Source organism: Pseudomonas sp. (assembly GCF_030147005.1).
Taxonomy (GTDB): Bacteria; Pseudomonadota; Gammaproteobacteria; order Pseudomonadales; family Pseudomonadaceae; genus Aquipseudomonas.
The window spans coordinates 1-14,068 of the sequence record NZ_JASLAW010000073.1 but is presented as its reverse complement, the minus strand read 5'-3'; the positions used below and the strand labels follow the sequence as shown (position 1 = coordinate 14,068).

The following is a 14,068-nucleotide window of genomic DNA, read 5'->3' as shown; positions in this document are numbered from 1 at the left end:
ACAACCCTATGGTGGTCGGGGGCTTGCTCGCTAATGCTTTGGGTAAGCAAACACTGGTGTTTCTTATCCACCGCGATGGCGAGCACCCCCGCTCCCACATTTTTTGTCCTGCGGTGTACTCAGGACGTCTTACAGGTCGCCATAACCGAGCGAACGCAGTGCACGCTCATCATCGGACCAGCCGCCCTTAACCTTCACCCACAGGTTAAGCATGATCTTGGAATCAAAGAGCAATTCCATGTCCTTGCGCGCCTCGGTACCGATGCGCTTGATGCGCTCGCCCTTGTCGCCAATGATGATTTTTTTCTGGCCGTCACGTTCAACGAGGATCAACGCGTGAATGTGCAGGGTTTTGCCCTGCTGCTTGAACTCTTCGATTTCAACGGTGATCTGGTACGGCAGCTCGGCGCCCATCTGGCGCATGATTTTCTCGCGCACAAGTTCCGCGGCGAGGAAGCGGCTGCTGCGGTCGGTGATCTGGTCTTCCGGGAAGAAATGCTCGTTCTCCGGCAGGTAGCCGGCGATCACGCGCTCCAGGGCTTCGAGGTTGTGGCCATGCTGCGCCGAGATCGGCATGATCTGGGCATTCGGCAGTTGTTCCTGCAACCAGGTCAGGTGCGGCATCAGCTCGGCTTTGTCTTCGATACGGTCGGTCTTGTTCAACGCGACGATCAATGGGCCGGTGACGTACTGCACGCGCTCGAGGACCATCTGGTCTTCGTCGGTCCACTTGGTGCGGTCAACCACGAAAATCACCACGTCGACGTCTTTCAACGCCGCCGAAGCGGTCTTGTTCATATAGCGGTTAAGCGCCTTTTCACCGCCTTTGTGCATGCCAGGGGTATCCACATAGACCGCCTGCACGCTGCCTTCGGTCTTGATGCCCAGCATGTTGTGACGGGTGGTCTGCGGCTTGCGCGAGGTGATTGCGAGCTTCTGGCCGAGGATGTGGTTAAGCAGCGTGGACTTGCCCACGTTGGGGCGGCCGACGATGGCAACATAGCCACAGCGTGTTGCGGTTGAATCAGTCATGGCCATTCTCCACGCCCAGGGCAATCAGTGCTGCAGCGGCCGCTACCTGTTCGGCAATACGACGGCTCACACCCTGACCTCGGCTTTTTTCGTTCAATAAGGTGATTTCACATTCCACGAAGAACACGCGGCAATGCGGCTCACCCTGGATATCCACCACTTCGTAGCGTGGCAGTTCGCAACCGCGGGACTGCAGGTATTCCTGCAGGCGGGTCTTGGGATCTTTGTTGGTGTCGACCAGCGTCAGGCTCTCGATTTCCGAAGCCAGCCATGCGACGACGCGCTCCTTGGCCGTTTCCATCCCCGCATCGAGGTAGATCGCACCGATTAATGCTTCCAGGGCATCGGCCAGGATCGACTCGCGACGAAAACCGCCGCTTTTCAGTTCACCGGAGCCCAGCCGCAGGTACTCGCCCAGGCCGAAACCTCGAGCGAGCACGGCCAGGGTCTCGCCTTTCACAAGGCGCGCCCGCAGACGCGAAAGCTGGCCTTCGCGCGCTTGAGGAAAACGCTCGAACAACGCCTCGCCAGCGGCGAAATTGAGGATGGCGTCACCGAGAAATTCCAGGCGCTCGTTATTGCGCCCTGCAAAGCTGCGGTGTGTGAGAGCAAGGACCATCAACTCCTGGTCCTTGAAGGTGTAGCCGAGCTGGCGCTCGAGACGACTTAGAGAAACGGTCACGGTTTATCCATATCTAGTTGGTGGCACCGGCGGCCATCGACGATTGACGCAGTGTTCAAATTCAAATCCTGATTGGTGCAGCAGGGCATCGGAAAATGTCCAAGCCCCAGAAAAGCATTCGGCGCTGTGATCACAGCGCCGCCTGTATTACTTGATCAGCCCCACCCGCGAGAAGTTCGGCAGGTGGCTGAGCTTGGGTTCCGGCCAACTCATCCAGACCGCGAAGGCTTTGCCGACGATATTCTCGTCGGGCACCATGCCCAGCAGATCCTTGGGAATATTGGGGTCATCCCAGTAGCGGCTGTCATTGGAGTTGTCGCGGTTGTCGCCCATCATGAAGTAGTGCCCGGCAGGCACTTTCCACTGGCCATCGGGCATCGCACGGTAGCGGCTCATTTCCTTGCGGATCTGGTGCTCTACTGCGCCGAGTTTTTCCTGGTACAACTCGGCGCTGCCCAACGTGTTGGGCTCGGCACCCAGCAGTTTCTCGGCCACCGACTCACCATTGATGAACAGGCGCTTGTCGCTGGTGTAGCGGATCACGTCGCCCGGCAGGCCGACCACACGCTTGATGTAGTTGACGTTCGGGTCGCTCGGGTAGCGGAACACCATCACATCACCGCGCTGCGGATCACCGACCTGGATGACTTTCTTGTCGATCACCGGCAAGCGGATCCCGTAGGAAAACTTGTTCACCAGGATGAAGTCGCCCACGTCCAGGGTAGGTTTCATCGACCCCGACGGGATCTGGAACGGCTCCACGAGGAACGAACGCAGCACCAGCACGATGAACAACACCGGGAAGAACGACTTGCCGTATTCAACCAGCAAGGGCTCTTTGTTCAGCTTCTCGACCACCACCGCATCGGGCTGGCTGACGCTGCCCTGATAGGACGCGATAGCCGCCCGCCGACGCGGGGCGAAGAACACCAGATCAAGCAGAGCCAGGAGGCCGCAAACGGCAACGGCGATGACCAGCAACAGCGGGAAATTTAGCGACATAGGACCTAACTATCCAACCTGAGCACCGCAAGGAAGGCTTCCTGTGGAATTTCCACGTTACCTACTTGCTTCATGCGTTTTTTACCGGCCTTTTGCTTCTCAAGCAGCTTGCGCTTACGGCTGACGTCGCCACCGTAGCATTTGGCCAGTACGTTCTTTCTGAGTGCCTTGACGGAGGTCCGCGCAATGATCTGCCCGCCAATGGCGGCCTGGATCGCAACGTCGAACATCTGGCGCGGAATCAGTTCTTTCATCTTCTCGGTCAACTGGCGACCTTTGTAGTGCGCATTGTCCTTGTGCACGATCAGTGCCAGGGCATCAACCTTGTCGCCGTTGATCAGCACATCCAGTTTCACCAGATTAGCCGATTGGTACCGGTCGAAATGGTAATCCAGCGAAGCATAGCCGCGACTGGTGGATTTGAGACGGTCGAAGAAGTCCAGGACCACTTCGTTCATCGGCAAATCGTAGGTCACTTGCACCTGGGTGCCGAGGAACAGCATGTCGTGCTGGACGCCACGCTTCTCGATACACAGTGTAATGACGTTGCCCAGGTGTTCCTGCGGCACAAGAATATTGGCGCGCACGATCGGTTCGCGCATGTCTTCGATGGAAGACAGGTCTGGAAGCTTGGACGGGTTGTCGACGTAAATCGTTTCACCGGTCTTCAGCGCCAGTTCGAAAATAACCGTTGGCGCGGTGGTGATCAGGTCCAGGTCGTATTCGCGCTCCAGGCGCTCCTGGATGATCTCCATGTGCAGCATGCCGAGGAACCCGCAACGGAAGCCGAAGCCCAGGGCGTCGGAGCTTTCCGGGGTGTACTGCAACGACGAATCGTTAAGCGTCAGCTTTTGCAGGGCTTCGCGGAAGTCTTCGAAGTCATCGGAGCTGACCGGGAACAGGCCGGCGTAGACCTGCGGCTGAATGCGCTTGAAGCCGGGCAGCACGTCGACGTCCGGCGTGGAGCTCAGGGTCAGGGTGTCACCGACCGGCGCACCGTGGATGTCCTTGATACCGGCGATGATGAAGCCCACTTCGCCGGCTTTCAGATCAGTGGTGGCGGTGTGCTTGGGGTTGAATACGCCGACGCTGTCCACCAGGTGGATCTTGCCGGTGGATTTGACCAGGATCTTGTCGCCCTTCTTCACACGGCCGTGGCGCACGCGCACCAGGGAAACAACGCCCAGGTAGTTGTCGAACCAGGAGTCGATGATCAACGCTTGCAGCGGATCTTCGTAATTGCCGGTCGGCGCGGGGATGGTCTTGACCAGGCGCTCGAGCACTTCATCGACGCCCAGGCCAGTCTTGGCGCTGCACTCGACGGCGTCGGTGGCATCAATGCCGATGATTTTTTCGATTTCTTCTTTTACGCGGTCCGGATCGGCCTGGGGCAGGTCGATCTTGTTCAGCACCGGCATGACTTCCAGGCCCTGCTCGATGGCGGTGTAGCAGTTGGCCACGGACTGGGCTTCAACGCCCTGCCCCGCGTCCACCACCAGCAGCGCGCCTTCGCAGGCGGCCAGGGAACGGCTGACTTCATAGGTGAAGTCGACGTGGCCTGGGGTGTCAATGAAGTTGAGCTGGTACTTGATACCGTCTTTGGCGGTGTAGTACAGCGTGACGCTGTGGGCCTTGATGGTGATCCCGCGCTCGCGTTCGAGATCCATGGAATCCAGTACCTGGGCTTCCATTTCACGCTCGGCAAGGCCGCCGCACATCTGGATGAATCGATCGGCCAGCGTCGACTTACCATGGTCAATGTGGGCGATGATGGAGAAATTGCGGATATGACTCAAATCACTCACGGATCAACACTCAAAAAGGCTGCAGGCAGATTGCCCGCTGAAAAATAGCCGGGAATTGTACCTGATGCTCGGGCCAGACGTCATCTTTGCTGACCAGAACAAAAATGCCCCGCTTGGATAAGCGGGGCATTTTTTATGCATAAGCGAGCAATCAACCGGCTCGGCGCAGCAACCAGAACCCGGCGACGGCGCAGATAAACGTCGGCACCAGCACCGCGAACAACGGCGAAAAGCCGAACACCAGGCTCGAAGGCCCCAACAGGTCCTGGGCGATGCGGAAAGTAAAGCCCACCAGCACCCCGGTGAATACCCGCTGACCGAGGGTCACGGAACGCAACGGACCGAAGATAAAGGAGATCGCCATCAGCACCAGCGCGGCGGTAACCACCGGTTGCAACACCTTGACCCAGAACGCCAGCCAGTAGCGGCCATTGTTCAGGCCCTGGTCCTTGAGGTAGTGGATGTAGCTCCAAAGGCCCGAGATCGGCAGGGTTTCCGGGACCATGATTACTGTATTGAGCAGTTCCGGCTTGAGCGCGATGTCCCATGCCTGGGTGGGTGCGTTGACCACTTCAGTACTGGCGTTGACGCCCTGGCCCACGTTGTGGAAGAGCGTGGTGGTGACGTCGCTCAGTTGCCATTGCGCGCCATCGTATTGCGCGCGCTTGGCGAAACTGGAGCTCAGCATGTGCCGCTCTTTGTCGAACGTGTAGCGCGTCACCCCGATCAACAGCCCGCCAGGCTGCACGGCGTTGATGTGGATGAACTGGTCGCCCTGGCGGTGCCACAGGCCGTGCTTGGAACTTTGCGCATCGCCCGAACCCTGGGCCAGGGCGCGATTGGCCTGGGCGGTGGCTTCGGACGGTGGCGCGACGTATTCGCCGATCAGCACGCTGCAGGCCATCAACAGCAGCATTGGCTTCATCACTGCCCAGACGATACGGCCGATGGACACGCCCGCCGCGCGCATGATGGTCAATTCGCTGTTGCTGGCCAGGGTACCGAGGCCGATCAGGCAACCGATCAAGCCGGCCATCGGCATCATGTCGTAGAGACGACGCGGCGCGGTCAGCGCCACGAAGCTCAAAACGTCCATGACCGTATAGGTATCGGTGACGTTGCCCACTTCATCGATGAAAGCAAACAGCGAGGCCAGGCCGAGAATAATGCCCAACACCGCCAGGATGGCGATCAGTACGCTGCTACCAATGTAGCGATCGAGCTTAGCCACGAGCCAACTCCTTCAGGCCACGACGGCTCTTCATTTTCAAACGGATAGGTTCCCAGTAGAGCAGCCCCAGGCCGATCACCAGGAAAATCCCGTGTACCCACCACAGGCCCAGGGCAGGCGGCAACTTGCCCTTCTCCAGGGAACCACGAGCGGAGATCAGGATGGTCAGGTAAGCCATATACAGCAGGATCGCCGGCAGCAGCTTGAGGAATCGCCCCTGACGTGGGTTGACCCGCGACAGCGGCACGGCCATCAAGGTCACGATAAACACCAGCAGCGGCAGGGACAGGCGCCATTGCAGCTCGGCGATGGAGCGCAGTTCCTGGCTACCGAACAGCGACGCGGTCGGGAGCGCATCGCGGTCGGTGACCTCCTCGCTGATATCGGGTTTGGGCAGCATGACGCCGTAGGTGTCGTATTTGATCACCCGGTAATCGGCCAAACCCGGGCTGCCATCGTAGCGATAGCCGTTGTCCAGGATCAGGTAGCGGCTGCCGTCGGGGCGCACTTCCTGGCGTCCGCCGTCGGCTACCAGAATCGAGATGCCACGGTCTTTCTGGTCCTTGCCGAGGTTTTTCTGGGAAATGAACACACCGCTCAGGTTGGAACGGTCTTCGGTCATTTCTTCGGTATAGGTTACGCGCGTGCCGTCGTTGAGCGCCTGGAAACGGCCGGGCTCGAGAGTGTCGAACTCGGTCATGGCGTCCTGCTTGTTCAGCAGCAGCTGGAATTGCATGGCCCCCTGAGGCGCCAGGCTCAGGCTCAACCAAGCCACCACCAGGGCAACGCCGGCGGCCGGCACCATGGTCATCGCCAGCAGACGCTGCTGGCTCATGCCGGTGGCCGACAGCACGGTCATCTCGCTTTCGAGGTACAGCCGGCCATAAGCCAGCAGGATGCCAAGGAACAGGCCGAGGGGCAGGATCAGTTGCAAAAAGCCCGGCAGGCGAAAGCCCATGATCAGGAACAGCGAGCCTGGATCCAGGGCGCCGGAGGCGGCCTGCGCAAGGAATTTGACGAAACGACCACTCATGATGATGACCAGCAATACCGCACTCACGGCACTCAGGGTCAACAGGACTTCGCGGGATAGATAACGGAAGACGATCAAACCAGACACTCCAGGGTTGTCAGGCTAAGGCGGCCAAACAAGCAAGCATACCGAGTCGACCCGTTTACACGGGCCGGCTAAAAAGATGGCGCATTATCCTGTGATTGACAGCGCCTGTCACTGCGCAACCTCACGCACATGCACAAAGCGTGCTTCGAGGGTTGTCAGGCTTCGCCTGCGAGGTTCAAACTGCGGCCTTTGTCGCTGGCGGTTTACAACGCTGCCAAGCTTTAAAGCCTGGGTACACATGCCAGGCTCACCGACCTTTATAAGGGACCCGAAAATGGAATTGGTTGTAAAAAGCGTTAGCCCCGAAACGTTGAAAACCGCCACCCTCGTGGTCGCTGTCGGCGAAGGCCGCAAACTCGGCGTCGCCGCCAAGCAACTGGATGAACTGAGCGGCGGCGCCATCAGCGCCGTACTCAAGCGCGGCGACCTGGCGGGCAAAGTCGGCCAGAGCCTGCTGCTGCAGAGCCTGCCGAACCTCAAGGCTGAGCGCGTATTGCTGGTGGGCGTGGGCAAAGACGACGAACTGGGCGACCGTCCGTTCCGCAAGATCATCAGCACCATCCTCACCACGCTTAAAGGCCTGGGCGGCGGCGACGCGGCACTGGCACTCGATGAAATCGTCATCAAGGGCCGTGACAGCTACGGCAAGACCCGCCTGCTGGCCGAAAGCCTGTTGGACGGCGGCTACGTGTTCGACCAGTTCAAGAGCCAGAAAGCCGAACCCCGCGCGCTGAAGAAAATCACGCTGCTGACCATCAAGGCCGCCCAGGCTGAAGTCGAGCGCGCCGTGACGCACGCAACGGCAATCGCCAATGGCATGTCGTTCACCCGCGACCTGGGCAACCTGCCGCCGAACATCTGCCACCCAACCTACCTGGGCGAGCAAGCCAAGGCGCTGGGCAAAGAGTTCAAGGGCCTCAAGGTCGAAGTGCTGGACGAGAAAAAGATCAAGGAACTGGGCATGGGCTCGTTCTATGCCGTGGGCCAGGGCAGCGACCAGCCGCCACGCCTGATCGTGATGCAATACAACGGCGGCAAGAAGTCCGAGAAGCCTTACGTTCTGGTCGGCAAAGGCATCACCTTCGACACCGGCGGCATCAGCCTCAAGCCGGGCGCCGGCATGGATGAGATGAAGTACGACATGGGCGGCGCCGCCAGCGTGTTCGGCACCCTGCGCGCCGTGCTGGAACTCAAGCTGCCGGTCAACCTGGTGTGCATCCTGGCCTGCGCCGAGAACATGCCGAGCGGTGGCGCTGCCCGCCCGGGCGATATCGTCACGACCATGAGCGGCCAGACCGTGGAAATCCTCAACACCGACGCCGAAGGCCGCCTGGTGCTGTGTGACGCGCTGACCTACGCCGAACGCTTCAAACCGCAAGCGGTGATCGACATCGCCACCCTGACCGGTGCCTGCGTGGTTGCCCTGGGCGCCCACACCTCGGGCCTGCTGGGCAATAACGACGAGTTGATCGAGCAACTGCTCAGCGCCGGCAAGGCCGCCGACGACCGCGCCTGGCAACTGCCGCTGTTCGATGAGTACCAGGAGCAACTGGACAGCCCGTTCGCCGACATCGCCAACATCGGTGGTCCGAAAGCCGGCACCATCACCGCAGCATGCTTCCTGTCGCGTTTCGCCAAGAACTTCAACTGGGCGCACCTGGACATCGCCGGCACCGCCTGGACCAGCGGCGGCAAGGACAAAGGCGCCACTGGTCGCCCGGTACCGCTGCTGACCCAATACCTGCTCGATCGCGCCAAAGCCTAACCCTGTAGGGAGCGAGCTTGCTGTGGCGAGCAAGCTTGCTTGCGCTGGGGTGCGAAAGCCGGAGACTGCTGCGCAGTCAACGGGAGCAAGCGCCCTCGCCACAGCAAGCTCGCGCCTACAAATTCCGGGACGGTTTTCACGCCGTCCCGGTCTCAGGAACCGCAATGACCCAAGTCGATTTCTATATATTGCCCAGCGCCGACCCGTCCGCGCGCCTGGACTTTGCCTGCAAGCTCACCGAAAAAGCCTGGCGCATGGGCCATCGCATTTACCTGCACTGCAGCGATGCCGCGCAACGCGAGGACCTCGATGCCCGCCTGTGGCGCTTCAAGGGCGAAAGCTTCGTGCCCCACGGCCCCGCCGAATCAGAACCCGACAGCTTGATAGTGCTGGGCTTGGGCGACAGTTGCGGCGATCACCACGACCTGCTGGTCAACCTCGACCTGAAAGTACCGGCCTTCGCCAAGTCATTCGCCCGTGTGGCGGAGGTGGTGGTGGAAGATCCGGCTATTCGTCAGGCCGCGCGGGAGAGTTTCCGTTTCTACCGCGAACAGGGCTATCCTCTGCAGGATCACCGGCTACAACGACTTTGAGTAGATGATGGACACGCCCAACCCGATGAAAAAAGACGACCACCTGCTGGACGACCTCGAGTCGATCCGTCAGTTGCTGGGTGATGATGACTTGCAACCGCCGCTGTTGACCGAATCGGTCGAGGGCGAGGTACAGATTCCGCTGTTGTTCGACATGGTCGGCAACAAGCCTGCTGCAACGCAGCCGGTGGCGGCAGAGCCCGCGCCCGCCGCAGAAAAAGCCCCCGACGCCTTGCTGCTGCACCTGGACAACGAACTGCGCGCCGCCGCGCAATTGATCATGCAGGACGTGATCGACGACTTTGCTCCGCATATCGAAACCGAGATCAAGCGTCGGTTGGATGCGCGAATGGAGCGGTTGCTCAGCCAGTACCAAAACTGAATCGGGCACTGATCCCCCTGTGGGAGCGGGCTTGCTCGCGAAAGCGGTCTGTCAGACCTGGTTGGTGTGACTGACCCAGCGCTTTCACGAGCAAGCCCGCTCTCACATTTATCCTCCATACACTCAAGCCTGTCTTCGCCTCGCCCTGCGCCCTATCCCCCGTTATACTTGCCGGCTTTCCTGAATAAATGCCAACTAGGGTCCCGCCGCGCATGGATAAGACCTACCAGCCCCACGCTATCGAAACTTCCTGGTACAACACCTGGGAGTCCGAGAACTATTTCGCCCCACAAGGTGCGGGCGACTCGTACACCATCATGATCCCGCCGCCGAACGTCACTGGCAGCCTGCACATGGGCCATGGCTTCAACAATGCGATCATGGATGCGTTGATCCGCTTCCGTCGCATGCAGGGCCGTAACACCCTGTGGCAACCGGGTACCGACCACGCCGGTATCGCCACCCAAATGTTGGTGGAACGCCAACTGGAAGCCACCGGCCAGAACCGTCACGACCTGGGTCGCGAGAAATTCCTGGAGAAAATCTGGGAATGGAAAGACCAGTCCGGCGGCAATATCAGCCGTCAGATCCGTCGCCTGGGTTCTTCCGTGGACTGGAGCCGTGAACGCTTCACCATGGACGACGGCCTGTCGGAGGCGGTGAAAGAAGCCTTCGTGCGCCTGCATGAAGACGGCCTGATCTACCGCGGCAAGCGCCTGGTCAACTGGGACACCAAGCTGCACACGGCGATTTCCGACCTTGAAGTGGAAAACCACGACGAGAAAGGCTTCCTGTGGAACCTCAAGTATCCGCTGGCTGACGGCGCCAAGACCGCTGAAGGCAACGACTACCTGATCGTCGCCACCACCCGTCCGGAAACCATGCTCGGCGACGCCGCCGTTGCAGTTAACCCGAACGACGAGCGCTATCAGGCGCTGATCGGCAAGTTCGTCGAGCTGCCATTGGTCGGCCGCCGCATTCCGATCATCGCGGACGACTACTGCGACCCTGAATTCGGCACCGGCTGCGTGAAAATCACCCCGGCTCACGATTTCAACGACTACGAAGTCGGCAAGCGCCACAACCTGCCGCTGCTCAACATCTTCGACAAGAATGCCGCCGTATTGTCGGCCTGCCAGGTGTTCAACCTGGACGGCACGCTGAACGACAGCGTCGACGGCAAGATCCCGGCCGAATACGCCGGCCTCGACCGTTTCGAAGCGCGCAAGCAAATCGTTGCCGCCTTCGACGCCGCCGGTTTGCTGGTGAGCGTGGACGACCACGGCCTGAAAGTGCCCAAGGGCGACCGCTCCGGCACCGTCATCGAGCCGTGGCTGACCGACCAGTGGTACGTGTCCACCAAGCCGCTGGCCGAGCCGGCGATTGCCGCCGTTGAAGATGGCCGTATCCAGTTCGTGCCCAAGCAGTACGAAAACATGTACTTCTCGTGGATGCGTGACATCCAGGACTGGTGCATCAGCCGTCAGCTGTGGTGGGGCCATCGTATTCCAGCCTGGTACGACGAGTCGGGCAAGGTCTACGTAGGCCGCGACGAAGCCGAAGTGCGTGCCAAGCACAACCTCGGCGCCGACATCGCGCTGCAACAGGACAACGACGTTCTGGACACCTGGTTCAGCTCCGGCCTGTGGACGTTCTCCACCCTGGGCTGGCCGCAGCAGACCGAATTCCTGAAGAAATTCCACTCCACCGACGTGCTGGTCACCGGCTTCGATATCATTTTCTTCTGGGTTGCCCGGATGATCATGCTCACCATGCATCTGGTGAAGAACGAAGACGGCACCCCCCAGGTGCCGTTCAAGACCGTATACGTGCACGGCCTGGTGCGTGACGGCCAGGGTCAGAAGATGTCCAAGTCCAAGGGCAACGTCCTGGACCCGCTGGACATCATCGACGGCATCGACCTGGAAACCCTGGTGCAGAAACGCACCTCGGGCCTGATGCAGCCGAAACTGGCGAAAAAGATCGAGAAGCAAACCCGCGACGAATTCGCCGACGGCATCGCCAGCTACGGCACCGACGCCCTGCGCTTCACCTTCTGCTCGCTGGCCTCCACCGGCCGCGACATCAAGTTCGACATGGGCCGCGTCGAAGGCTATCGCAACTTCTGCAACAAAATCTGGAACGCCGCACGCTACGTGCTGGATAAGGGCGAAGACTGCGGCCAGAACGGCGAAGCCTTCGAACTGTCCCTGGCAGACCGCTGGATCATTTCGCAGCTGCAGCGCACCGAAGCCGAAGTGACCCGCCAGCTCGACCAGTTCCGTTTCGACCTGGCCGCGCAGGCCCTGTACGAGTTCATCTGGAACCAGTATTGCGACTGGTACCTGGAACTGTCCAAGCCTGTGCTGTGGGATGAAAACGCGCCGGTCGAACGCCAGCGCGGTACCCGTCGCACCCTGGTGCGCGTGCTGGAAGTGGCGCTGCGCCTGGCGCATCCGTTCATGCCGTTCATCACCGAAGAAATCTGGCAGCGCCTGGCACCGCTGGCCGGTGTCGAAGGCAAGACCATCATGCTGCAACCTTGGCCGGTGGCCAATGAAGCACGTATCGATGAGGCCGCCGAACGCGATATCGAATGGCTCAAGACCCTGATGCTCGGCACGCGCAATATCCGCGCCGAGATGAACATCGGTCCGGGCAAGCCGCTGGCCGTGTTCGTCAAGAACGCCAGTGCCGAAGATCAGCGTCGCCTCAGCGAGAACGATGCGCTGCTCAAGAAGCTGGCGAAGCTGGAGTCGATTACCGTATTGGCCGACGACGCAGAAGCACCGCTGTCCGCCACCGCGTTGGTCGGCGATATGGAAGTGCTGGTGCCGATGGCCGGCCTGATCGATAAAGGCGCTGAACTGGCCCGACTCGACAAGGAAATGGCGCGCCTGCAAGGCGAAGTGCAGCGCGTGGGCGGCAAGCTGTCCAACGCGGCGTTCGTCGACAAGGCGCCGGCGGAAGTGATCGACAAAGAACGCGCCAAGTTGGCCGAGGCGGAACAGGCCCTGGGCAAGCTGGCGGAGCAACATGCGCGGATTTCCAGCCTGTAAGGGGCAAGCCGTGTGAAAAAAGAGACCTTCGGGTCTCTTTTTTTGCTTGGAGATTCCCAATTTCTTGCTGGCAACGCAGTCAGTGTGGGAGCGGGCTTGCTCGCCAAAGCGGTGTATCGGATACAGCGTCCGTGACTGGCACAGCGCTCTCGCGAGCAAGCCCGCTCCCACATTTGACCGGGTGGGGTCCAAGATGTGTGACAATGCTCGCCACTTTGAGCCAAACCCAGAATCAACATGACCGCCCCCACTACGCCCAAACCTCCACGCAAGCAGTCTAAAACCGCTACCCCGGCCAAGCCCGTGGTACCGCGCAAAGAGGCCACCCTGCACCCGCGCAACCGCCACACGGGCCGTTACGACTTCCCGGCGTTGATCAAGACGACGCCGGAACTGGCGCAATTCGTGATCATCAACCCCTATGGCAAGGAGAGCATCGACTTCGCCAGCCCGGACGCGGTGCGGGTGTTCAACCGGGCGTTGCTCAAGTCGTTCTACGGCATCCAGCATTGGGATATCCCGGCCGACTACCTATGCCCGCCGGTGCCGGGGCGTGCCGACTATGTGCACTTTCTCGCCGACCTGCTGGCCAGCGTCAACGATGGCAAGATCCCGCGCGGCTCCATCGTCAAGGTGCTGGACATCGGCATGGGCGCCAACTGCGTCTACCCGCTGATTGGCTATATGGAGTACCGCTGGAACTTCCTCGGCTCGGAGGTCGACCCAACCGCCGTAGCCGCCGCCAAGGCCATCGTGCAATCCAACGACCTGAGCAAGGTCATCCAGCTGCGCCAGCAACCCAATCCCAAGCACATCCTGCTGGGCCTGTTGGAGCCTGCCGAGCGCTTTGACCTGACCATGTGCAACCCCCCGTTCCATGCGTCCATGGACGAAGCCACCAAGGGCAGCGAGCGCAAGTGGCGCGCCTTGGGCAAGGCAGATCCGAAACGCAAGCTGCCGGTACTCAACTTCGGTGGCCAATCGGCGGAATTGTGGTGTGAAGGCGGCGAAGCGCGTTTCGTGACGCAGCTGATCGCCGAGAGCGCGCATTTTGCCCACAAGGTATTGTGGTTCAGCACCCTGGTGTCGAAAGCCTCCAACCTGCCCGCGATCCAGACCGCGCTGAAAAAAGCCGGCGTGCTGGAAAGCCAGGTGGTGGAAATGTCCCAGGGACAAAAGCAAAGCCGGTTCGTCGCCTGGACCTTCCAGACCAAGAACGAACAGCAGATGTGGCGCCAGCGCTGGGCCCGATAATCGTTGTGGCGAGGGAGCTTGCTCCCGCTGGGCTACGCAGCGGCTCCAGAATCCTGGGGAGCGCTACGCACTCCAGCGGGAGCTTGCTCCCGCTGCCGGGATCGACGGTCGGGTGTTCGACCGGTCCGTTCTGCAGCCAGTCG

11 protein-coding genes are annotated in these 14,068 nt (G+C 60.5%); 5 read left to right on the top strand and 6 right to left on the bottom strand.

Going from position 1 to position 14,068, the window contains the following annotated elements; all coding sequences use genetic code 11:
- Positions 1–129: 129 nt before the first annotated feature.
- The 6 genes from era to lptF form a co-directional block, all read right to left on the bottom strand.
- Positions 130–1,032: a GTPase Era gene (gene era, locus Q1V60_RS07160; RefSeq protein ID WP_003234112.1), complete on the bottom strand. Its 903-nt coding sequence runs from the start codon at positions 1,030–1,032 to the stop codon at positions 130–132.
- Positions 1,025–1,714, bottom strand: coding sequence for a ribonuclease III (gene rnc / locus Q1V60_RS07155; RefSeq protein WP_003188856.1), 690 nt, complete (start codon positions 1,712–1,714; stop codon positions 1,025–1,027). Before rnc ends, era begins: the two co-directional genes overlap by 8 nt.
- Positions 1,715–1,861: 147 nt before the next feature.
- Positions 1,862–2,716, bottom strand: coding sequence for a signal peptidase I (gene lepB / locus Q1V60_RS07150; protein WP_300628778.1), 855 nt, complete (start codon positions 2,714–2,716; stop codon positions 1,862–1,864).
- 5 nt (positions 2,717–2,721) lie between these two features.
- A complete protein-coding gene (gene lepA, locus Q1V60_RS07145; protein WP_003210439.1) occupies positions 2,722–4,521 on the bottom strand; it encodes a translation elongation factor 4 in 1,800 nt (599 codons plus the stop codon).
- Positions 4,522–4,672: 151 nt separating this feature from the next.
- Positions 4,673–5,752: an LPS export ABC transporter permease LptG gene (gene lptG / locus Q1V60_RS07140; RefSeq protein WP_300628773.1), complete on the bottom strand. Its 1,080-nt coding sequence runs from the start codon at positions 5,750–5,752 to the stop codon at positions 4,673–4,675.
- Positions 5,745–6,863: an LPS export ABC transporter permease LptF gene (gene lptF, locus Q1V60_RS07135; RefSeq protein WP_104501796.1), complete on the bottom strand. Its 1,119-nt coding sequence runs from the start codon at positions 6,861–6,863 to the stop codon at positions 5,745–5,747. The genes lptG and lptF overlap by 8 nt, the downstream gene beginning before the upstream one ends.
- Positions 6,864–7,146: 283 nt before the next feature.
- Here lptF and Q1V60_RS07130 point away from each other — a divergent pair, with 283 nt between their 5' ends.
- From Q1V60_RS07130 to rlmF, 5 genes are all read left to right on the top strand, one after another.
- The gene (locus Q1V60_RS07130) at positions 7,147–8,637 is read left to right on the top strand and encodes a leucyl aminopeptidase (protein WP_300628768.1); all 1,491 of its coding nucleotides are present in this window, start codon (positions 7,147–7,149) and stop codon (positions 8,635–8,637) included.
- Between the two features lie 164 nt (positions 8,638–8,801).
- The gene (locus tag Q1V60_RS07125) at positions 8,802–9,230 is read left to right on the top strand and encodes a DNA polymerase III subunit chi (RefSeq protein WP_300628767.1); all 429 of its coding nucleotides are present in this window, start codon (positions 8,802–8,804) and stop codon (positions 9,228–9,230) included.
- Between the two features lie 7 nt (positions 9,231–9,237).
- On the top strand, positions 9,238–9,612 hold the full coding sequence (locus Q1V60_RS07120) for a DNA polymerase III subunit chi (RefSeq protein WP_300628766.1): 375 nt from the start codon (positions 9,238–9,240) through the stop codon (positions 9,610–9,612).
- Between the two features lie 212 nt (positions 9,613–9,824).
- Positions 9,825–12,671 carry a valine--tRNA ligase gene (locus Q1V60_RS07115; protein WP_300628765.1) on the top strand — a complete coding sequence of 949 codons (2,847 nt, stop codon included), beginning with the start codon at positions 9,825–9,827 and terminating at the stop codon, positions 12,669–12,671.
- Between the two features lie 237 nt (positions 12,672–12,908).
- On the top strand, positions 12,909–13,925 hold the full coding sequence (gene rlmF / locus Q1V60_RS07110; protein WP_300628764.1) for a 23S rRNA (adenine(1618)-N(6))-methyltransferase RlmF: 1,017 nt from the start codon (positions 12,909–12,911) through the stop codon (positions 13,923–13,925).
- Positions 13,926–14,068: the final 143 nt, after the last annotated feature.